Origin of the sequence: Paenibacillus sp. URB8-2 (assembly GCF_013393385.1) — a bacterium.
In the GTDB taxonomy this organism is placed as follows: Bacteria; Bacillota; Bacilli; order Paenibacillales; family Paenibacillaceae; genus Paenibacillus_AQ.
Genome location: NZ_AP023239.1, coordinates 1029769 through 1049793, shown reverse-complemented (window position 1 = coordinate 1049793; position 20025 = coordinate 1029769). Strand labels below are relative to the sequence as shown.

General features: G+C 55.4%; 15 protein-coding genes. 6 read left to right on the top strand and 9 right to left on the bottom strand.

Annotated elements, in window-relative coordinates; translation table 11 throughout:
- Window positions 1–16: 16 nt before the first annotated feature.
- Window positions 17–1465: a glycoside hydrolase family 32 protein gene (locus PUR_RS04965; RefSeq protein ID WP_179034283.1), complete on the bottom strand. Its 1449-nt coding sequence runs from the start codon at window positions 1463–1465 to the stop codon at window positions 17–19.
- Between the two features lie 553 nt (window positions 1466–2018).
- Here PUR_RS04965 and PUR_RS04960 point away from each other — a divergent pair.
- Window positions 2019–3065 carry a LacI family DNA-binding transcriptional regulator gene (locus PUR_RS04960; RefSeq protein WP_179034282.1) on the top strand — a complete coding sequence of 349 codons (1047 nt, stop codon included), beginning with the start codon at window positions 2019–2021 and terminating at the stop codon, window positions 3063–3065.
- A 267-nt stretch (window positions 3066–3332) separates the two neighbouring features.
- On the opposite strand, the gene PUR_RS04955 is transcribed toward PUR_RS04960, so the two are convergent.
- On the bottom strand, window positions 3333–5357 hold the full coding sequence (locus tag PUR_RS04955) for a beta-galactosidase (RefSeq protein WP_179034281.1): 2025 nt from the start codon (window positions 5355–5357) through the stop codon (window positions 3333–3335).
- Window positions 5358–5519: 162 nt separating this feature from the next.
- Between PUR_RS04955 and PUR_RS04950 the strand changes: the two genes are divergently transcribed.
- Window positions 5520–6353: a helix-turn-helix transcriptional regulator gene (locus PUR_RS04950; RefSeq protein WP_179034280.1), complete on the top strand. Its 834-nt coding sequence runs from the start codon at window positions 5520–5522 to the stop codon at window positions 6351–6353.
- Between the two features lie 145 nt (window positions 6354–6498).
- Here PUR_RS04950 and PUR_RS04945 read toward each other — a convergent pair whose 3' ends face one another.
- Both PUR_RS04945 and PUR_RS04940 read right to left on the bottom strand, forming a co-directional pair.
- The gene (locus PUR_RS04945; protein ID WP_179034279.1) at window positions 6499–7671 is read right to left on the bottom strand and encodes an MFS transporter; all 1173 of its coding nucleotides are present in this window, start codon (window positions 7669–7671) and stop codon (window positions 6499–6501) included.
- A gap of 234 nt (window positions 7672–7905) precedes the next feature.
- Window positions 7906–8457 (bottom strand): PadR family transcriptional regulator, encoded by a 552-nt coding sequence (locus PUR_RS04940; RefSeq protein WP_179034278.1) that lies wholly within the window; start codon window positions 8455–8457, stop codon window positions 7906–7908.
- A gap of 132 nt (window positions 8458–8589) precedes the next feature.
- Between PUR_RS04940 and PUR_RS04935 the strand changes: the two genes are divergently transcribed.
- Complete coding sequence (locus PUR_RS04935) at window positions 8590–9804, top strand: alpha/beta hydrolase family protein (RefSeq protein ID WP_179034277.1); 1215 nt, start codon at window positions 8590–8592, stop codon at window positions 9802–9804.
- 116 nt (window positions 9805–9920) lie between these two features.
- Here PUR_RS04935 and yicI read toward each other — a convergent pair whose 3' ends face one another.
- Complete coding sequence (yicI, locus tag PUR_RS04930) at window positions 9921–12242, bottom strand: alpha-xylosidase (protein WP_179034276.1); 2322 nt, start codon at window positions 12240–12242, stop codon at window positions 9921–9923.
- Between the two features lie 166 nt (window positions 12243–12408).
- On the opposite strand from yicI, the gene PUR_RS04925 reads away from it, so the two are divergent.
- From PUR_RS04925 to PUR_RS04915, 3 genes are all read left to right on the top strand, one after another.
- Window positions 12409–13311, top strand: a complete 903-nt coding sequence (locus PUR_RS04925) for a helix-turn-helix transcriptional regulator (protein ID WP_179034275.1) — start codon at window positions 12409–12411, stop codon at window positions 13309–13311.
- A 470-nt stretch (window positions 13312–13781) separates the two neighbouring features.
- Window positions 13782–14705 carry an EamA family transporter RarD gene (gene rarD / locus PUR_RS04920; protein ID WP_179034274.1) on the top strand — a complete coding sequence of 308 codons (924 nt, stop codon included), beginning with the start codon at window positions 13782–13784 and terminating at the stop codon, window positions 14703–14705.
- Window positions 14706–14723: 18 nt separating this feature from the next.
- On the top strand, window positions 14724–15092 hold the full coding sequence (locus tag PUR_RS04915) for an ArsR/SmtB family transcription factor (RefSeq protein ID WP_179034273.1): 369 nt from the start codon (window positions 14724–14726) through the stop codon (window positions 15090–15092).
- A 942-nt stretch (window positions 15093–16034) separates the two neighbouring features.
- On the opposite strand, the gene PUR_RS04905 is transcribed toward PUR_RS04915, so the two are convergent.
- The 4 genes from PUR_RS04905 to PUR_RS04890 all read right to left on the bottom strand — a co-directional run bounded on the left by PUR_RS04905 (window position 16035) and on the right by PUR_RS04890 (window position 19996).
- Window positions 16035–16907 carry a radical SAM/SPASM domain-containing protein gene (locus PUR_RS04905; protein WP_179034271.1) on the bottom strand — a complete coding sequence of 291 codons (873 nt, stop codon included), beginning with the start codon at window positions 16905–16907 and terminating at the stop codon, window positions 16035–16037.
- A gap of 21 nt (window positions 16908–16928) precedes the next feature.
- The gene (locus tag PUR_RS04900) at window positions 16929–17918 is read right to left on the bottom strand and encodes a Gfo/Idh/MocA family protein (RefSeq protein WP_179034270.1); all 990 of its coding nucleotides are present in this window, start codon (window positions 17916–17918) and stop codon (window positions 16929–16931) included.
- Between the two features lie 41 nt (window positions 17919–17959).
- Window positions 17960–19369, bottom strand: a complete 1410-nt coding sequence (gene thrC / locus PUR_RS04895) for a threonine synthase (RefSeq protein WP_179034269.1) — start codon at window positions 19367–19369, stop codon at window positions 17960–17962.
- A gap of 126 nt (window positions 19370–19495) precedes the next feature.
- The gene (locus PUR_RS04890) at window positions 19496–19996 is read right to left on the bottom strand and encodes a CYTH domain-containing protein (RefSeq protein ID WP_179034268.1); all 501 of its coding nucleotides are present in this window, start codon (window positions 19994–19996) and stop codon (window positions 19496–19498) included.
- Window positions 19997–20025: the final 29 nt, after the last annotated feature.

Below are 20025 nucleotides of genomic sequence, written 5' to 3'. Positions count from 1 at the left end.
ATTTTCTGTATTTTGTTTAAGTCCAAACCGATTTCAGAGGATACACGGTAAAATGGCTGAACCTGGCGCTTCCGCTATGGGCGAACAATTCCAGTCCGCCGCTGCTTGGGCGGGGATAGACAAGCGACGTGAACACTTCCTCGCCGTCTCCAACGAACCACTCGATGACCGAATCATCGACATAACCCCGCACGGACAACCTGCCGGCTTCGCCGCTCTTCGGCGCCCGGAATACCTTGGCGAAATTCGCCGTTCCGCCCGTGCGCTTCGGCAGCTCGCTGAAGCCCGACTTGCGGCGGTCAAGAAACAGCTCTTCGCGTTCCGGGCTGAAGCCAAGCACGGTATGCTCCTCGCCGTCACCCGATACCCTAACGCGGATTCCCCATTCCGCCGCCCGATCCCAGCTTACTTCCGCTTCGAATTCGTACGACAGGCCCGAGAAGGGAAGTCGGAGAATTTCATCCTTCACTTCCAGAGGACCGAAGCGGACCGGTTCTTCACGCAGTTTCTCCAGCTCTTGCACGGGTTGCTGCACCAGACGAAGCTCGCCGCCCTTTCTTGCCAGCCCCACCGTCCTTGGAATCGACATTCCGCCTTTCCAAGGCTCGGTGGGCGAATGAAACGGATACTGCCAGTTGGAGGTCCAGCCGAGCCAGATCGTCCGTCCGTCCTCCTGAGGAATATCCGAATAGGAAACGGCGGCATAGAAGTCCTGCCCGTAATCGGTCCACCGGGGAGCCCCGTCCTCATGCTCGCAGACAAAGCGGCGGCCGTCGAAGTCTCCGACGAAATACTGGGCGGTCGACCCGTCCGTCACCTCGTTGTCCCCGATGCTGACATGCAGCACCCAGCGGCTCTCGTCCGGCTCTCCCAGGACGGGAAGCCGGAACAGATCAGGACACTCCCAAACTGCATCCTGGCAGCCGACGCCTTCAAACACGCTTTCAAACCGCCATTCACGCAGATTGGGCGAGCTGTAGAAATGAATGGCCCGGTCCACGCTGACCGCCATCGCCCAGCGGCCCGTCTCTTCATGCCACAGCACCTTCGGATCGCGAAAGTCATTCAGGCCGGGATTGGGAATGACCGGATTGCCCGAATACTTCACCCAGGTCCGGCCTTTGTCCGGGCTGTACGCGATGCTCTGGGACTGAAGGCCATCCTTGAAGTGAGTGAAGATGGCAACCAGACCACTGCCTCCGCCGAAGAAACCGCTGCTGTCCTTCCAGTCCACCACGGCGCTGCCTGACCAGATGTCACCCAGTTCATCGGATACAAGCGCCAGCGGCAGATGCTCCCAGTGCAGCAAATCCCGGCTTACCGCGTGGCCCCACCTCCCAGTAAATTGATAAAACTGATGATATTCCCCTTCATAGAACACCATGCCGTTTGGATCGCTCATCGGCCCCTCCGGCGGTGTCAGATGAAATTGCGGGCGGTAAAGCTCATGGTACGTTTCAGTCATGGTCAACCTCCATAGGCCCGACTTCCTGGTCTCTTTTCAAGCACGCTTTGATAGGCATATCCGACCTTCATTAATTTACATTGATCATTACAAATGTAAACAACTTTGACGCAATTGAAGTATAGCGCTTCCAATTCCAAGTGTCAATCACTTTTAAAGCGCTGTTTTGTAAAATATTTTTCCGCTTGATCCAACCAAATCTTTGCATATCTGAAGTAGAGACAAGCCATCATCGTCATTTTCAACAAAAACGCTTTCCAAGCTGATTTTATGGACAGGATAACCTATGCAACCGCTGAAAAAGGTTATATAATAAGATGTTAAAACGAGGAAATCCGTCCATACTAAATAGAGTTCTGCTGTTTGTGCTTTTCATTCTTTTGTTTTGGGCGTTTTCATTTGCATTTTTCCAATTGAATTTTTCTTTACATTTTTGTTTACTATCGCACACTAAAATGATATAAAGATTGCACTTCGATGAAAAGGCGTAAACGCGTCAATCGCATATCCCAGTAAATATAAAAATCGTGAGCCAAAAAGGAGCATGCTGTCTATGGCTGAGAGAGTGACCATTCAAAATATCGCTGATGCTTTAGGATTGTCCCGCAATACCGTTTCCAAAGCGCTGAACAACCATCCGCAAATTCCCGACGGGACCAAGGAGAAGATTCTCCAAAAGGCGGCGGAGCTGAAATATAAAAATTTCTCCACCATGAACATGGGGAACATTGCGCTGCTCACCCGCGGAGATATTAACGTCATCAGTTTCTACGCCGAGACAATAAAAGGTATGGAAACGGCGCTGAGCGCCCAGGGATTTAATCTGATTCTGACCCTGGTGAAGCCCGAAGATATCCGAAACAATGCGCTGCCGGCCAACATCAATCCGTTTAATATCGACGGCATCGTATGCATCGAGATTTTTCATAAGCCTTATATCGAAACGATCCTTGGGGCCGGCATTCCGACCGTATTCATCGACTCCCTGCCCAACACCGTCTTTGACAGCCACAAGTACGACATCGTGATGGTTGAAAATGAATTCGCCACCTATACCCTTACCAAAACACTGATCGAAGAGGGGCACACGAATATCGGCTTCATTGGAGATTTGTACCACTGCCGCAGCTTTTACGAAAGATGGCTCGGGTTCGAGCGCGCGATACGGGCATCCGGACATGAGCCGAATCCTGCCTTCAGCATAACGCCGGACGACACGCAGCCCTACCTTTCCGTCGAGTGGATGACAGCCCAGCTGAAAGACCTGGCCCAACTTCCAACCGCGTTCGTGTGCGCCAATGACGATATCGGCATCTGCGCGATTCGCGCGCTCAAAGAAATGAAGGTTCAGGTGCCAGGACAGATTGAAGTGACGGGGTTTGACGACATTGCCAACGCCAAAATCATCGACCCGCCGCTGACCACCGTTCATACCTATCCTTACGAGCTCGGCATCCGCGTCGTCGAAGCGCTGCTGAATCGGATTGAACAGCCCGACCGCCACAAGGAAACCATCTATCTGGATACCAGCGTGGTTCTGCGGGGATCGACCCGGCGGCGTAATGAGGTGGGCGAAGCCGCACAACTGCATTCAAATTAATCCATCTTTACAAATAAGAAGAAACGGCTTCGCCGTCCTCTGGAAGAGGAAGGCATCCGTTTCTCGTAAAAATATCAGGTTAAGGATAAGCGCGAAGCTTATACTTAACCTGATATTTAGAAAAAGGACGGCTTCTTCACGTAAAGCGAAGAGCTGTCCTTTGCTGTTTCTTCCTGCCTCGGGTCAGTGCCGTATCTCCTGCCGGGTGCCCCGCGAAAGTCCGGTTCATTTCCGCACGGCACGATTCAAGCAACCGGACTTGCAGTGCTATCCCTTCAATATCATTACTCCCTTCGCTGGAACGACCGCTGTTCCGCTCACCGCCCTGCCGGTCAGCAGATCGGTCATCCCGGCGGAGCCGATCTCTGCCGTCAGTTCCCCGTCGGTGTGGTTCAGAAGGAACAGGTACGGCGTTCCGTTCTTCACCCGCCGCGCAGCTTCGATTCCCTGCGGGGCTTTGACGAGCGGCGCGATATTCTTGTCGGCGCACAGATTGCCAAGGAGTCCTTGCAGAAAGCCGGCGTCCGGGCTGGAAGCAATATAATAGGCTTTGCCCCCGCCGAACCGGTTGACGGTAAGCGCCGGCATGCCCCGATAGAAATCGGAGCCGTAACGCGCCAGCGTCTCCGCCCCCTCCGAATGAATCAGATCGCACAGAATGCCGCATTCATAGCTTCCGCTCAGCTTTTTCCAATCCCGCTCCATGACGATTTGATTGCTCATGCCCGGCAGCAGCGCGTCGATCTCCTCCGCCCATACGCCAAGCAGCCGCCGCAGCTGGCCGGGATAGCCGCCGAGCGTAACGAGATCATTCTCGTCGACGATTCCGCTGAAGAAGGTCGTCACGAACGTACCCCCCGCCTGGACAAAAGCTTCCGCTCTCGCCGCAAAGCCCGGCTTCACCATGTATAGCACCGGGGCGATCACGATTTCGTACTTGGTCAAGTCCTCCAGGACGCCGACCATATCCACCTCGATATGCTGTGCAAACAGCGCATCGTAATACTTATGCACTTCGTCCACATAGTTCAGCGCGACCGTCGGCCCGCTAGACAGATTGAGCGCCCAGCGGTTCTCCCAGTCGAACAGGATGGCGACCTTCGCCGAGCTCCGGGCGTCCAGCAGCTCGCCGCCGAGCAGCTGCAGTTCCCGGCCCAGTTCCGCGCATTCGCGGAACACGCGCGTATGCTCATGCCCGGCGTGCTCGATCACGGCGCCGTGGTACTTCTCGCAGGCGCCGACCGATCGGCGCAGCTGGAAGAACAGGACGGTGTCCGCTCCGCGCGCCACCGCCTGGTAGCTCCACAGCCGCATTACGCCGGGCCGCTTGAGCGAGTTGTACGCCTGCCAGTTCTGCTGGCTCGGCGTCTGCTCCATCAGCATGAACGGCTGGCCGCTCTTCAGGCCGCGCATCAGGTCATGGGTCATCGCCGTAAAGCTGACGGGCGTATCCAGAGAAGGATAGTTGTCCCAGGACACGACATCCATATACTTGGCCCACTCGAAATAATCCAGCTCCGGATAAAAGCCCATCAGATTCGTCGTAATCGGCACATCCTTGCTGTGCTCCCGGATCGCGTCGTATTCCAGCCGGTAGCACTCCAGCAGGCTGTGCGACATGAACCGGCGGTAATCGAGCGAAATGCCCTGGAAGTTGGTCCGGCTGCCGTTCCACTCCTCGCTCAGCTCGCTGGGGACGACAATCTCCTCCCAATCATAGAAGGTATGTCCCCAAAATCTCGTATTCCACGCTCTGTTCAGGGCGTCCAGCGTGCCGTAGCGCACTTTCAGCCACTCACGGAAGGCCGTCTCGGACTGCTCGGAGTAGTCGTATCCGCCGTACTCATTCGAGACATGCCAGGCCACGAGCGCGGGATGATCTTTGTACCGCTCCGCCAGCTTGCCCGCAAGCCGGGCGGAAAATGTACGGTAGACCGAGCTGTGCGGGTTGGAGTTATGCCGTCCCCCGAATTTGCGTTTCCGGCCCTTGACATCGACACGGGTCACCTCGGGATATTGGCGCGCCATCCAGGCCGGATGCGCCCCGGTGGCCGTAGCCAGGCAAATATAGGTCCCGTTTCTGTACAGCCGGTCCATCGTTTCATCGAGCGACGAGAAATCATAGGTTTCTTCATCCGGCTGAATCATCGCCCAGGAGAACACATTGATGGTAGCGACATCGATGCCGGCCAGCTTGAACAAGCGGTCATCCTCGGCCCATACTTCGGCGTCCCACTGCTCGGGATTGTAATCTCCTCCGTACCAAATCTTCGGCAATTTATCGTTGATCACACGCGGCACATCCTTTACAGTATAAGTATATTCTCATTGTAATCGCTTAAAGTTGGCGTTTAAATATAACATTTTCGCACCACATATAAGAATATGGAACTTGCACAGACTACACAGATCCTTACCGATCTCTGTATATTCAAGCCCCAGGAGGTTAACCGCATGGCTACTCACGGACACCGCCGAATTATTTTCGCTCCCGAAGCCGGAAGCCGTCTGCCGATTGCCCTCGACAGCATCGGGTATAATCCCGAGCAGGAGCGAGTCAGCCGCCCCGACGGCTATCCGGCCTATCACTGGCTTCAGACGGCGGAGGGGCAAGGACTGATTCATTTCGGGGAACAGCGGATGTTCCTTCCCCAGGGGAGCGGCGTGCTGCTGCCTCCCCGTTTCCCCCACCGCTATGAAGCGGTGCAGGACGGCTGGCGCACCTGTTATCTGACGTTTGCGGGGAGCGCCGCCGACAGTATTTTGCAGTCCCTGGGCATAGCCGGCCCCACCTTCCTCCAATGGGAAGATGATGCGGCTGTGGGCGGTATGGTGGAAGCTCTGCTGAACCTTCAGGAGAAGGAAGCAGATCCCTTCGGGCTGAGCGCTTCGGCGGGCGCCTATCGATTTCTGCTCGCATTAAGCTCCTGCGGGAGCACGCATAACCAGAAATCCATTTCCGGCAATCTCGGCAAGCTTCAGCCGCTGCTCGCATGGATGGAAGAAAGCTACGGCAATCCCGATATAGGATTGGAGGACCTCTCCGGGCATATCGGGATATCCGGACGCTACCTCAACAGCCTGTTCCTGCAAACGTTCGGCTTATCTCCCTATGCCTATTTCGTCCGCCTGCGCATCCGCAAGGGCAAGGAGCTGCTGATCGGCCGCCCGGAAGCCACCGTCAAATCCATCGCGCAGCGGGTCGGATTCCGGGATGCCAGCCATTTTGTCGCGACATTCCGCAAGCAGTCCGGAACGACTCCGGAACAATTCAGGAAGCTGCATTAGTAGCGCATGACGCTTCAGGTAATTCCGGCCCATCCGCAGCCATTTAGTTGAGTAGAGAAGCCTTGAACCTCAGCGAAAAAAAGCAGCCGCCTCCCAATGTCAGGACGGCCTCGGCCGCACGCGAATCATCAGGAGGGGCTGCTTATCATAGTTTCGAAGAAGCGAATGCAAAATAAACGCAGAATGCCAGGCACAGCAATCCGACAAAACCGTAGCCGCCGAACACATCCCAGCGGGATGAAAAGTAGCCGAACCCCAGGCCTATGGCGATAAGCGCCGCATTCAGGCCCAGCGACTGAAACGAATCCATGGTCGCTCTCATGGACGAACCGATCCGGTGATGCAAATATCCGGCCGCGAGCGGTTCAATTACCCCGCCGGCCAGACAGATCAGGAAGATCGCCGCCAGGCCGCTGACGTTCCGCGCCATGGAGAGATACAGGAAGCCCGCGGCCAAAACCGCGGTAACGGCCGTCAGCAATGGCCTGCTGCCCATGCGGGTCTTCAGCTTATAGGCAAGGAGATTGCCCGGAAGCCTGAGCAGGAAGATCGATGCCGAGAACAACCCGAAGGCCGCAGCCGGAATCCCGATTCTGTCCAGATACAGCTGCCAGAATTCATCGATGAAGTTCAGCGACGCGCCTGTCACCATTCCGGACAGCATCACCAGCATGACGCCACGGTTTCTTCTGAAAAAGCGCACGGCACCCGCAATAGAAGCCCCAATCGGGATGCTCTTCTCCCCCTCCGCTCCGCCGCTTGCAGCGGGCTCTACCAGCATGAACGTAAAGCTCAATGCGGCAAACGAACTTGCCAGCGAAATCCAGTAGTTCAGCTCATAGCCGCAGAGACCGGCGAGAAAGCTTCCGCACATTGCGGCGAGCATCGTGGAGGAAATGTCGACGGCATTTAGGCGGCCCAGCACTTGCTCAAAAGACTTCTCCCGCCCGGCAGCCTGCAGCGAATCGTAGAGCAGAGCATTCTCCGCCCCGCTTCCCGCCGATCTGCCGACAGCCGCGAGAAATACGGCCAGCGCGAAGTGCCAGAACGATGTCGCATACACCAGAATGAGAAACTCGAAGCAGCCTAGCAGCGAGGCCAAAACCAGCATCCGTTTGCGGCTCCATCTGTCGGCAATATTGCCGGTCGGAAGCTCCAGCAGCACAACCGTCACCGCATAAATCATCTCCGTATATACGACCATTTGAATGGTCATGCCCCGCTCTTCCCAATACAGCCTCTCGATCACATAAGCCGGAATCAGACTGCCAAAAAAACGGACCGCATACAGCACCCGTAAATTACGCAAACCCATCATGCGCGGATCTCCTCCCGATTCGGATTGGATTGTTCCAACCGGAATCGAGGCGGAGCGCGCTCAAGGACCGATTTTAGAAATTAACAGGGAGGTCTTGCCTTCGACATGTTCATCGTCTCCTTTTGCGGAATTTGAATGTCCACATGCCAAGCTCACTCTAATTATATAGGCAATGTCACAAAATAGACACATCCCTAAAGCCTTGCCCCGGGTATTTTTTCGCTGAAATTCGGGTTATATCTCATCCTTGCTCAGCGCCTCGATCACCCTGTCGCACCATTCCATATAGCTCTCTTCGTTTCTGATCCCCATCTCAATGACCGCAATCGAGGAGAACAGCGGGTCCCTGCTGGGATAAACGGCCTGCTGCTCGCGGAAGCCCGCGATTTTGGCTCGGTAAATCTTCAGACGTTCTTCATGCTCTGTTCGTTTCTCCCGCAAAATACCGATCATCGCCTCCGGCTCCACCAGCCAGGAGTTGTACTGCTTCAGCATAAAATCGTCCAACGATCGCGGCTCCTCCGCCTCCATCACCCAAGCCTTGAGGAAATCAATTCCTTTGTCCGTTATGCTGTACACCTTACGCGCCGGACGGTACGACTCACGCTCATGCGATTCCAGTTGGACCAAGCCTTCCGCTTCAAGCTTCGCCAGGGTCGGATACAGCTGGTTGTTATTGATTTTGTAAAAAAAACTGACCCGCCCGTTCATATGCTGCTTCATATCATATCCGCTCAGCGGTTCTCTGGCCAGCAGACTTAGCAGGGCGTATTTAATCGAACTCATCCTCTTCACTCCAACATTAAGTTAAATTTAACATAAGTTATTATTGACATATAGTTTGTTATGTTATAGGTTAATATTAACCTATTATTCAGTCACACACAATTCCATGAACCATAAAGGAGCGAAAAGTTGATGAAACTTATATTTAATGATGAGGCTTTTTCTTTTGAACTGCTGCGGACGGTAAGCTACGCGCCCTACGGAGGAGCGGATATCGGCGAATGCCTGGTGACCGCCTCCCGCATAGTCGAAGGCGATTTCGAGAGCTGGCACAAGGAATGGTTCCGGGTCGCCGAACGCGTGCATGCGCTGGGGGATGAAGCACTGGCGGCCGGCCAGCGGATCGGCGCCCGGGAGGCGTATCTCCGCGCCTCCAACTATTACCGCACCTCGGAGTTCTTCCTGCACGGGAGCCCCGAAGATCCGCGCATGCTCTCCACCTGGAAGCTGAGCCGCGACACCTTCAGACAAGCGGCGAAGCTGATGGACACCAAAGTGGAGCAGGTCAGCATTCCGTACGAAGGAACGACGCTTTCCGGTTACTTCTATACAGCAGCAGACGCCGTGGAGCCCCGCCCGATCCTGATTATTCACGGCGGCTACGATTCCACGGGCGAAGAGCTGTATTTCGGCGGAGCCGCCGCCGCTCTCCAGAGGGGCTATCACTGCCTTACCTTCGAGGGTCCCGGCCAAGGCTCCGTCATCCGTGAGCAGCGGATTCCTTTCCGCCACGATTGGGAGAAGGTCATTACGCCGGTCGTCGATTATGTAATCAGCCGTCCCGAAGTAGACCCCGGCCGCATCGCGCTGATGGGCATCAGCTTCGGCGGCTATCTCGCGCCCCGGGCGGCGGCCTTTGAGCATCGCCTTGCCGCCTGTATCGCCAACGACGGCGTGCATACGTTCCGCTTCCGGGAATTGGGCCAGAAATTCATGGCAGGCCGAACAGACTATACCTTCGAGGAGTACGAAGCGACCGTAGCCAAGGTTATGCAGCATCACAGCGGCGTTCGTTGGGCGGTTGACAACGGCATGTTCACCTTCCAGGCGAGCTCTCTCAGCGAGCTGGTCGAGAAAACGGAGCCCTGCACAATGGAGGGAGTCGCAGACCAGGTTCTCTGCCCGACGCTGGTCTGCGAGGCGGAAGAGGATCACTTCTTTGCTGAACAGCCCGGGAGACTGTACGATGCGCTGAGCTGCCCTAAGACCTATCTGAAGCTCACCAAAGAGGACGGCGGGGAGGAGCACTGCCATTTCGGCGCCCTGCTGCTGTTCAATCACCGCGTCTTCTCCTGGCTGGATGAGACGCTGAAGATCAGCGCCGAACCGGCAGGCGTACTGCATTAATATAAAAGCCTCCAGCTAACGCGGCGGATGGGGAGTGACCCCTGTCTCACTAATAGGGTCACTCCCGTTCCTAACCGTGTTGTTGCTGGAGGCTTTTTGTTGTTCTCAGGGCGGCTTTAGGCCAGCGTCAGGCGGAACGATACGGCTTCGGCACCCGCTGCAATAGCAACGGCGGTTTCGCCGGTCCGTTCCGCCCCTCGCACCGAGGCAATCGTTCCGAGGCCGTGCAGCTCCAGGCTGAACGGCTTGCCGCTGCCTTCGGCATCCACGATGATCTTGCTGCCCTCACGGCTCGCGGTGACGCGCAGCTCCGGCAAGCCGCTTAAGGATCGCACGGTGGCGGAGGCCGAAGCCCCGTCTTCCAGCGAGTAAAGACCCAGCGTCACGCCGTCCGCATACTCGTAATCCGGACGGTGATCGGTCCGGCCCTCTGCGAGCAGCGTATTCGGCCGGACGAACAGCGGCAGACTCAGGAAGCTATGCCGCTCCCTGCGCCAGGAACCGCCCTGCACCGTCTCGCCGGTCAGGAGAGAGGTCCAGCTGCCTTCCGGCAGATAGTATTTGACTTCGCCCGACTCGTCGAAGACCGGGGCGGCCAGCAGCGAACCGCCGAGCATATATTGGCGGTCCAGCATTTCGCAGGCGGGGTCGTCCGGGAATTCCAGCAGCATCGCCCGCATGCAAGGCCAGCCGTTCTCCGCCGCCTGACATGCCGCATCGTACAGATACGGCATCAGGCGGCATTTCAGCCTGGTGAAGAAACGGGCCACCTCGACGGCCTCCTCGTCGTAAGCCCACGGCACGCGGTACGAGCTGCTGCCGTGCAGCCGGCTGTGGCTGGAGAGCAGGCCGAAAGCGAGCCAGCGCTTGAACACATGCGCAGGGGCCGTGTTCTCGAAGCCGCCGATATCGTGGCTCCAGAAGCCGAAGCCGGACAGGCCGAGCGACAGGCCGCCGCGCAGGGATTCGGCCATCGACTCGTAGTCGGCGTAGCAGTCGCCGCCCCAGTGCACGGGGAATTTCTGCCCCCCTGCCGTGGCGGAACGGGCGAAGACCGCCGCGTGATTTTTGCCGAGCTTCTCCTGAAGAACCCCGAAGACGACCTCATTGTACAAGTAGGTGTAGTAGTTGTGCATTTTGTACGGATCGGAGCCGTCATGATAGACGACATCGGTCGGGATGCGCTCGCCGAAGTCGGTCTTGAAGCTGTCAACGCCCATATCGACCAGCTCCCGCAGATAGCCTGCATACCACCGGCGCGCTTCGGGATTCGTAAAATCGACCAGAGCCATGCCCGGCTGCCAATGGTTCCACTGCCAGATGCCGCCGGCCGCTTTTTGGACCAGATAGCCCTTCGCTTTGCCCTCGGCGAACAGACGGGAACGCTGCCCGATGTACGGGTTGATCCAGACGCAGATTTTGAGTCCCTTGTCCTTCAGACGCTTCAGCATGCCCGCCGGATCGGGGAATACCCGCTCGTCCCACCGGAAGTCGGTCCACTGAAATTCGCGCATCCAGAAGCAGTCGAAATGGAAGACATGCAGCGGCAGATCGCGCTCGGCCATCCCGTCCACGAACGCGTTCACCGTCTGTTCATCGTAATTGGTCGTAAAAGAAGTCGACAGCCATAGCCCGAACGACCATGCCGGAGGCAGCGCCGGTCTGCCGGTCAGCTCCGTGTATTTGCTCAGAACCTCCTTCGGCGACGGGCCGTCGATGATAAAATAGTGCAGGCGCTCGCCAGGAACGCTGAACTGGACCTTTTTCACTTTTTCCGAGGCGATTTCAAACGATACGCGCTCCGGATGATTGACGAATACGCCGTAGCCTTTGTTCGTCAGATAAAAGGGGATGTTCTTGTACGCCTGCTCCGAACTGGTCCCTCCATCTTCATTCCAAATATCCACCGTCTGTCCGTTCTTCACAAAAGAGGTGAACCGCTCGCCCAGGCCGTATACCCACTCGCCGACGCCAAGGTCCAGCTCCTCGCGCATAAAGGTTCGTCCTTCCGGGGCTCTCACATGCGCCATTGACCGGGTGCGGCTGCCTGTCAGCCGCTTCCCTTCGCGATAGAAATCGAGCGCCCACTCCGCCCCCTTGCGGATGACGGCGGTCAGCCCGCCGCTTGTCAGCATCGCCTGCTTCCCGTTCTCCTCTATCGTCACATGTCCGCCCGCTCCTTCGTTAAGGGCGAATGCCGGCCCCCTCTCCGGAGCACCGTCGTAATGAACCAGCTTGACGCCGATAACGCCGGGCAGGGGAGAATGGATCTTGACGGTGAGCAGCGCCGCATCGATCATATTGCCGCGTCCGCTGATAGGCACAGTGGAAATATAAGCGGTCAGCTCGTCTCCCGCCCGCTCTACATCGTAGGTATACACCGCGCTGTCCAAAGTAATGCCTTCGCGAATGAGCCAGTTTCCGTTGGTAAATTTCATGAATGAAGCGCCGCCTCTCCTTATCGTTGCAAAAATGGCAGGCCGTGTGGACCGAAGCCTTGCTATTATCAACAATTGCATTATACTGATAATGAAAGCGCTATACTTATAATATACTGCTGATTTATAGCATGATTTTGATATTGAGCAGACAAGGAGAATGGTTATGGATCGAACCTCCCAGCGGATGCTAAAAGAAGACCGGGTTCACGGCAGCCCCCTGTTTCCGGTTGCGGTTTACTGGATGGAGCTTCCGGGCGGCGCCCGTGTGCTCGATGCCCATTGGCATGAAGAGGCGGAATTTTTCATGCTGCTTGAAGGAGAGATTCTGTTCCAGACCGGAGCAGAACGCTTTACGGTGAACGCCGGCGAGGCTATCTTTATCGATCCCGGCGAGATTCATGCTGCCTATCCGCTCGGCGGGGAGCCCTGCCGGTTCTGCGCGCTCGTATTCCATCCGGAGTTTCTCGCCAGCGCGCAGTATGACACCGTTCAGCAGCTTGCCGTCTCACCTTTCCGGGAGAAGCGCCTGACGTTTCCGCGCAAGCTGACGCCGGGTATCGATTGGCACCGGGAGCTGCTTGCTCAATTGCGGCGCATGACGGACGCCTGGAGCGGAGAAATGCCCGGCCTGGAGTGCTTCGTCAAGGCCTCCCTCCTGCTGATGCTGTCTCTGATCGCGCCGGAAGGACGCGGTGCGGTCCGCAGCACGGACAATGCCGAAGCCGACAAGGTGAACCGGTTGAAAATAGCGATCGAGCATATTCAGGACAGCTACCGCGAACAGATCCGCATCCGGCGGTTGGCGGAGCTGACCCATATGAGCGAAGGGCAATTTTGCCGGTTCTTCAAGGCCATGACACGAAAGACGCCTGTCGACTATATCAACTCCTACCGGATTTCAAGAGCAGCCGGCCTGCTTCAATCAACCAAGCGCCAAATATCCGACATCGCGCTCGACGTCGGTTTTGATAATGTCAGCTATTTTATAAAAGTGTTCCGCCGAACGATGAACTGCACCCCCACAGAGTTCAGAGCAGGCGGAGGACCGCCGCACGGCTTGGGCTAAAATGGATGGCGGCGTGTCCGCCATTGATTAAACCTCGAATAGAGCCGGTAATGAAATCCCGATAGAGCGTTTGACAAGCCTTAATGAGCTTTGATGAGCTTTTGAAGGGCCTTGTTGAGCTTGTTGAGCTATTGATGGGCCTTGTTGAGCTTGTTGAGCTATTGATGGGCCTTGTTGAGCTTGTTGAGCTATTGATGGGCCTTGTTGAGCCTAGATGAGCATAACTGGGATGAGTCTAGATGAGCATAATATGAGCCTTGATGGAGCCTGGATGAGCTTTAGATGGCCTAGGTGAGCTTTTGATGAGCCTAGATGGGCTTTTGATAGGCCTTTAATAAGCCTGGATGAGCCTCCGGTAAGTCTATGTTGCCTATCCCCCGGCTGTATGCTATATTTCACTTATTCGGTAGTTCGATTTTAATCAAACTTAGGAAGACATTTTTGATTTATCTGTACTGGGGGTACAATTGATGAACAAGGGGATCCTTTATGCGGTCCTGTCCTATCTGGCATGGGGGTTTTTACCTTTATACTGGCGCCTGTTTACCGCGATACCCGCGTGGGAAATATTGGCGCATCGTATTGTCTGGTCTTTTGTCTTTGTGGCCATTCTCATTACCGTGTCGAAGCAGTGGCAGCGGCTAAAGAGCGTAGCTTCCAGCCGAAGAAGTCTCGCTGCCGTAGTTCTCTGCTCCATTCTGATCAGCTCGAATTGGTTTCTGTTCATTTGGGCCGTCAACAATAATCATGTGATCGAAACGAGCCTGGGGTATTATATGAATCCCCTGATCAGCGTTTTGTTCGCGGTGGTTTTCCTGAAAGAACGGCTGTCGCCGGGACAGTGGCTGTCCATCGTTCTGGCCGGCGCCGGCGTTCTGATTATGGCCCTTCAGTACGGACATATTCCGTGGGTGGCCATTTCTTTGGCTGTTTCTTTTGCCTTATACGGACTTGCCAAAAAAATAGCGAATCTCGACGTCCTGCTGGGCCTATCCGGAGAGACGATTGTCGCGCTTCCCGCCGCTCTTGTCTACCTGATCTACGTTCAGTCCCACGGAGTGGGAATCTTCGCTTCCTTGCCGCCTTTCTCGATCGTGCTGCTCCTGCTCGCGGGCGTAGCGACAGCAATGCCTTTATTCTGGTTCGCCAAAGCCATGCAGCTGCTCCCGTATTCACTCGTCGGGTTTATCCAGTATATCGCTCCGACGACAAGCCTGCTGCTTGCCATTTTCCTGTTCAACGAACCGTTCTCACAGATCGAATTGGTCAGCTTTTCCTTCATTTGGCTGGCTTTGATCATTTATTCCTTCGTTACGTTCAGGAAATCGAAAGCGGGGGTTATCCCCATCAGGCAGGTAGACGTACAAAAGAACGCAATCGCAAGCAACAAATAATGATGGGAGGCTTTTGCCATGAAAGTGCTGAATCATCCCGACCGCCAGGATATTCAATTGTCTTCGGTGCTGTACGCGCTCAGCGATCCTATCCGGTTATATCTTGTGGATGTGATCTATAAATCGGGCGAGCGGAGATGCGGCGACATCGTGGTTCCCGTCGTTAAATCGACGCTTTCCCACCATTACCGGACACTCCGGGAAGCCGGCATCGTCCGCGTTCGCGTGCAGGGCACCCAGCGCTTCTCCAGCATCCGTACGGACGATTTGGAAGCCCGCTTCCCTGGACTGTTAGCCTCGGTATTGAACGCCTATCACGCCTCGGGGGAGGCGGAACGGCTAATGGCGTCGATCGAAGCCTCCGGCAGAGAAGCAACGCAGAGCTGAAACGTACCGCGGTTAACCGGTTAAAGTTAAAGTTAGAGGCTATCGAAATCACTAAACCAGCAAGGTGTTTCCTGCTCAAGCTGCTGTTTCCTATTCAAGTGACTGTTTCCTATTCAAGTGACTGTTTCCTGCTCGAGCGAGGGAAGGACGGCAGACTTTCTTCAATTGAACAGGAAAAGCTCCCTTTTATTACCGCAATTAGCACCTTATCCGGACCATGAACGGGAAAAGCTCCAGTCTATTTGCCCGTTTTTGTTGATTCTCAGAAAAAGTGCCAGATTAAGATGGAGAAATTCCCGCTCAAGCTTGGTGTAGGGTGCTTTTTGTAAAAATAAACGGGAGGAATTCCCCTCCAGGATTACGGTGTTCCAAAGCTACGGAGTTGCGGGGTTCCAATGTTCCGGGGTTACGGGGTTACGGTGTTCCAAAGTTACGGAGTTTCGAGGTTCCAATGTTACGGAGTTACGGGGTTCCGGAGTTTCAGAGTTCCGGTGATACGCTGTTCCGAACCGACCGCTTTCAAGCAACTGCGCTCCCCCGCTGCCCCTATATTATTCAGCGGTGTAAATCGGAGGCAATGGAGAGAGCCGCCGCTTCTCCAAGCGGCATTCCGTTCTATCCTCCGCTGTCGGACGCCGCACTCTTCTTCCCCGTTCAGCAGTTCACGCCAAAAAACCTCTCTTGGTTAAAAGGGTTGATTCACCAACCCTTTCCAACCTAACGGAGAGGTTTCTTTGTACATTCAATATTACGGTGGGGCCCACTAACGAGCACCTTGACCAGCCGTTGGATTTAGCGGCAGCCAGCCCCGGCGAATCGCCACCTTCATAAGGTACGCGCCTCAGCAAGCCGCTGGCCGGATCATGCTCTCTATGTCGCCACCTTCACCTGTATGACTCTCTATGTCGTAGCCATGCCCGCTATGTCACCGCCCCGCCCGGTTCACCCGAACCGCTGCCGGTACCCGCATCTGCGGCACAGCTCCTCTACCGCTTCCCTGCGGGAGAAGCCGTAGAACAGATTGTTCGCCCGCTCTCCCTCCACGATCTCGGAGAACGGCTTCTGGTGGACGTTGCCGAGGTTAATGACGCCCTCCCCGTCCAGACAGCAGGGCACCACCGTCCCGTCGACCAATATTGCGGCCTGGCTGCGAAGGGCGTGGCAGAATCCTTTGCCTTCGTCTTCGGGCGCGCTAAGACTGGGCCACTGAAACTCATGGTCCTGGTTCAGGAAGACCCTCTCGGCAATCTTCACGCTGCTGCCGGGAACAATCTTTTCCTCGATCCGGTAGTCCAGGCCGAATGCCGATTCCAGCACGGACAGTGTCTCCCTGTTGCGGTTTCTTTGCAGATTCGTCAGATTGTCCGGCTTGAGATTCCACAGCCGGAAGGAGATGAAGACGCCCTGCGCCGCAGCCTCCTTGGCAAATTCAAGAATTTGCGAAAGATACCCTTCGCGGTCCTCGGAGCCCTCATGCCCGTCAAAGCTGTGCAGCGAGAAGTTCATCTGCCGCAGCGCCGGCTTCCCCAGCAGCTTGTGCCCCGCCTTGCGGATCAGCGTGCCATTGGTCGTAATGTTGACCTTGAAACCTTTGTCATGCGCGGCATCGAGCAGCTCGTGAATTCTCGGATGCAGCAGCGGCTCGCCTTTGACATGAAGATAGATATGCGAAGTGTGCGGCTTGATCTCGTCCAAAATGGAGATGAACGTTTCCGTATTCATAAACCTTGCTTGCCTTGCCGTTTGCGGGCAAAAGCTGCAGGCCAGATTGCAGACGCTTGTAATCTCGATGTATACCTTTTTAAATGTCTTCAAGCTCCGCTCTCTCCGTTTCCCTTACCATTGATCCGCGGCGTACCTTAGTCCGATCTGCCTCCGCGCATCCTCCATAATTTCCGCAGTCGCCAGCGAGCTGGCATGCGAATTGACGGAGCTCTCGCGTTCCCCCGTTTGCAGCAGGCGGATAAATTCCTGAGCTTCGTAGTACATCGACTCATAGGTCTGCGGCAAGGTCAGTTCCTCGACAATTCCGTCTCTGTAGCGAATCTTGACTTCGTAAGGCTGACTGATCTTGTCAATGATCATCGTGCCGTTCTCGCCCTGAATTTCCGCCGGCAGATAGGATTCGGTAATTTTGGAGTACATCACGACAGCATCCATATCTCCGTAGCCCAAAACGATGCTGCCCTCGCCGTCAACGCCGGAGGACAGCATAACGCCGGTGGCCTTCACCGTATCCGGCTTTCCGAACAGCACAACCATGGGATAAAGACAATAAATGCCGAGGTCCATCAGGGCGCCGTTGGAGAATGCCGGATTGAAGGCGTTCAGCACCGTCCCTTGAAGGAAAGCGTCATACCGCGAGGAATACTGGCAGTAGCTGGCGAAATAGCGCCGGATCCGGCCAATTTTATACAGGTTCTCCTTGATGATATTGAAGTTGGGAACCAGTGTCGATTTCATCGCTTCCATGAACAGCACATTATTGCGCCGCGCGGCTTCGATGACACTTCTGAGCTCCGCCGCGTTCGACGCGGCGGGTTTCTCGCACAGCACATGCTTGCCGTGATTAATGCAGGTAATCGCATGCTCCGCATGCAGCGAATTGGGACTGGCGATATAGACAGCATCGATTTCGTCGCTTGCCGCCATCGCCGCCAGATCGGTGTAGACGGAGGCTCCGGCGTATTTCGCGGCGAACGCCTTCCCCTTCTCCTCACTGCGGGAATACACGGCGGTCAGCAGAAAATCTTCATTTTCCAATCCCGACTCCAAAAAGCGGTCCGTAATCCAGTTGGTTCCGACTACGCCAAAACGAATGGTCATGCAGCTATCTCTCCCTTAAATGGCATTCTGTTATTCCATCCTTATCCGATTTCGGCGGATAGCGTATAGAAAGCCTCGAGCTGTCTAGCGATCTCCGCCTTGTCATGCTCCACCACGGTCATATGCTGCGGCAGCGCCGACAGACCGGCGATCTGTGCCGGGAATTCCTGGCTGATCTTCAGCAGGGAAATGGCTTCATCGAACTTGGCGGGATGCGCGGTCGCGAACGTAATGCCGATCTCCCCTGGCCCGTTATACTCTTCATAAGCGGCAATACCGCAGGCGGTATGCGGATCCAGCAAATAGCCGGATTCCTGCCGGTACTTGCCGATTACGTTCAGGCACTCCTCATTCTTCACGCCAAGCGCGGCAAATTCGGACTGCACCTGCTCAAGCAGCGCCGGTTCAACCGAAATGGCTCCATCGCGCTGAAGCTTCGCCATGTAATCCGATACCTTGGCGGAATCCTCACCGGCCAGGTAGTACAGATAGCGTTCGAAGTTGCTGGCCACCTGGATGTCCATCGAAGGGCTGTGCGTGCTTTTGAAACCGCCGGGCTTGTACTCTCCTGTCTTCACGAACCGCTCCAGAATGTTGTTCTCGTTCGTGGCGATGATCAGCTTGCCGATCGGCAGACCCATCTTCTTGGCGAGATAGCCGGAGAAAATGTTTCCGAAGTTGCCGGACGGCACGCTGATGTTGACCGTCTTGCCCTGCGCGCTTTGCGGCAGATGCAGATAAGCGTAGAAGTAATAGACCGTCTGCGCCAAAATCCGCACAAAGTTGATCGAGTTGATCGCCCGAAGATGGTACCGGCTCTTGAAGTCCAGATCGGCGAACAGCTCTTTGATGATTTTCTGGCAGTCGTCAAAATTGCCTTTGACCGACAGGTTCAGCACATTGGCATCATCCACCGTCGTCATTTGCAGTTCCTGCACCTTGCTGACCTTGCCCCACGGATGCAGAATGCAGATCTTGATGCCTTCCTTGCCGCGAACGCCCGCGATGGCCGCCGCTCCGGTATCGCCGGAGGTTGCGCCGAGAATATGAATAATTTCGCCCCGCACTCTGGAAATATAAGAGTACAGTTCGCCCATGAACTGCAGAGCGACGTCCTTGAACGCAAAGGTCGGCCCGTGGAACAGCTCCAGCACATACAGCGAATCATTGATTTCTTTAAGCGGCGTCACTTCTGGATGGCGGAAGGAAGCATAGCTCCGCTCGACCATTTCCTTCAGGTCTCCGTCCGGAATTTCGCCGTTTGTATAATAGGAGAAGATCTTCAGGAACAGCTCCTGAAAGCTTAAGGACCGCCACTCTTCCAGCGTCTGTGCAGACACGGCAGGAATCACGTCCGGAATCATCAATCCGCCGTCATCAGCCAGGCCCATCAAGACCGTATCAATAAAACCTTTCGGTTCGACCTTGCCTCTAGTGCTAATATATTGCATTTTTCTACTCAGCCCCCTGAATTTCGCGCTTTCGAATTTACCTTATATATTAACACGTTTATGTGTTAAAGTCCGGTGTATATTGCACGATTTCGCCAGTTTCGCGCATTTTCCGTTTCACCGCCGCTACAGTACCGGTTTCTGTAATTCTTTCCAGACGGTCTTGTTGCTGTATTTCTTCTCTTCGCTGACGTCCTGCCCGAACCAATCCGGCGCTTCGAAGCTCTGAGCCTCCTCCAGGGAATGAAATTCGACCTCGACGACGGACAGCTTCAATTGATCGTAGATATCGATTTCCACCGTTACGCCGTTCCATTCGCCGGTAATTCGCTCCTTGATCAGCGGCACGGCCCGGACGGCCCGAATCATTTGTTCGTACAAGCCCTGCGAGATATCGTATTCGATTTCCTCGCGGCTGATGCCAAGCCCGTTCTTGAAGGTATGTGTGTAATGCACCTCGCCGGAAGCGAGATCTTCGATTTTGCGCACGCGCAGCTCCTGCGGTCCGTCCATTGCCAAATACGTCTGCTCGATGCGCTGCCGGCTGTGAATGTTCAGCTTTCCCTCCTGAACAAGCTGCTGCGGAAACTCCGGAAGCAGGAACTTTCGTTCGATTTCTATTGCCATCTATATTTCTCCCCTTTTCACGTAGTCAG

Excerpts from the sequence above, each read along its gene's own strand:
- PUR_RS04945 (WP_179034279.1), bottom strand. The coding sequence starts at position 7,671 with ATGATGGGTTTGCGTAATTTACGGGTGCTGTATGCGGTCCGTTTTTTT.
- PUR_RS04915 (WP_179034273.1), top strand. The coding sequence starts at position 14,724 with ATGAAAGTGCTGAATCATCCCGACCGCCAGGATATTCAATTGTCTTCG.
- PUR_RS04960 (WP_179034282.1), top strand. The coding sequence starts at position 2,019 with ATGGCTGAGAGAGTGACCATTCAAAATATCGCTGATGCTTTAGGATTG.
- PUR_RS04900 (WP_179034270.1), bottom strand. The coding sequence starts at position 17,918 with ATGACCATTCGTTTTGGCGTAGTCGGAACCAACTGGATTACGGACCGC.
- PUR_RS04965 (WP_179034283.1), bottom strand. The coding sequence starts at position 1,465 with ATGACTGAAACGTACCATGAGCTTTACCGCCCGCAATTTCATCTGACA.
- PUR_RS04925 (WP_179034275.1), top strand. The coding sequence starts at position 12,409 with ATGGATCGAACCTCCCAGCGGATGCTAAAAGAAGACCGGGTTCACGGC.
- yicI (WP_179034276.1), bottom strand. The coding sequence starts at position 12,242 with ATGAAATTTACCAACGGAAACTGGCTCATTCGCGAAGGCATTACTTTG.
- rarD (WP_179034274.1), top strand. The coding sequence starts at position 13,782 with ATGAACAAGGGGATCCTTTATGCGGTCCTGTCCTATCTGGCATGGGGG.
- PUR_RS04890 (WP_179034268.1), bottom strand. The coding sequence starts at position 19,996 with ATGGCAATAGAAATCGAACGAAAGTTCCTGCTTCCGGAGTTTCCGCAG.
- thrC (WP_179034269.1), bottom strand. The coding sequence starts at position 19,369 with ATGCAATATATTAGCACTAGAGGCAAGGTCGAACCGAAAGGTTTTATT.
- PUR_RS04935 (WP_179034277.1), top strand. The coding sequence starts at position 8,590 with ATGAAACTTATATTTAATGATGAGGCTTTTTCTTTTGAACTGCTGCGG.
- PUR_RS04950 (WP_179034280.1), top strand. The coding sequence starts at position 5,520 with ATGGCTACTCACGGACACCGCCGAATTATTTTCGCTCCCGAAGCCGGA.
- PUR_RS04940 (WP_179034278.1), bottom strand. The coding sequence starts at position 8,457 with ATGAGTTCGATTAAATACGCCCTGCTAAGTCTGCTGGCCAGAGAACCG.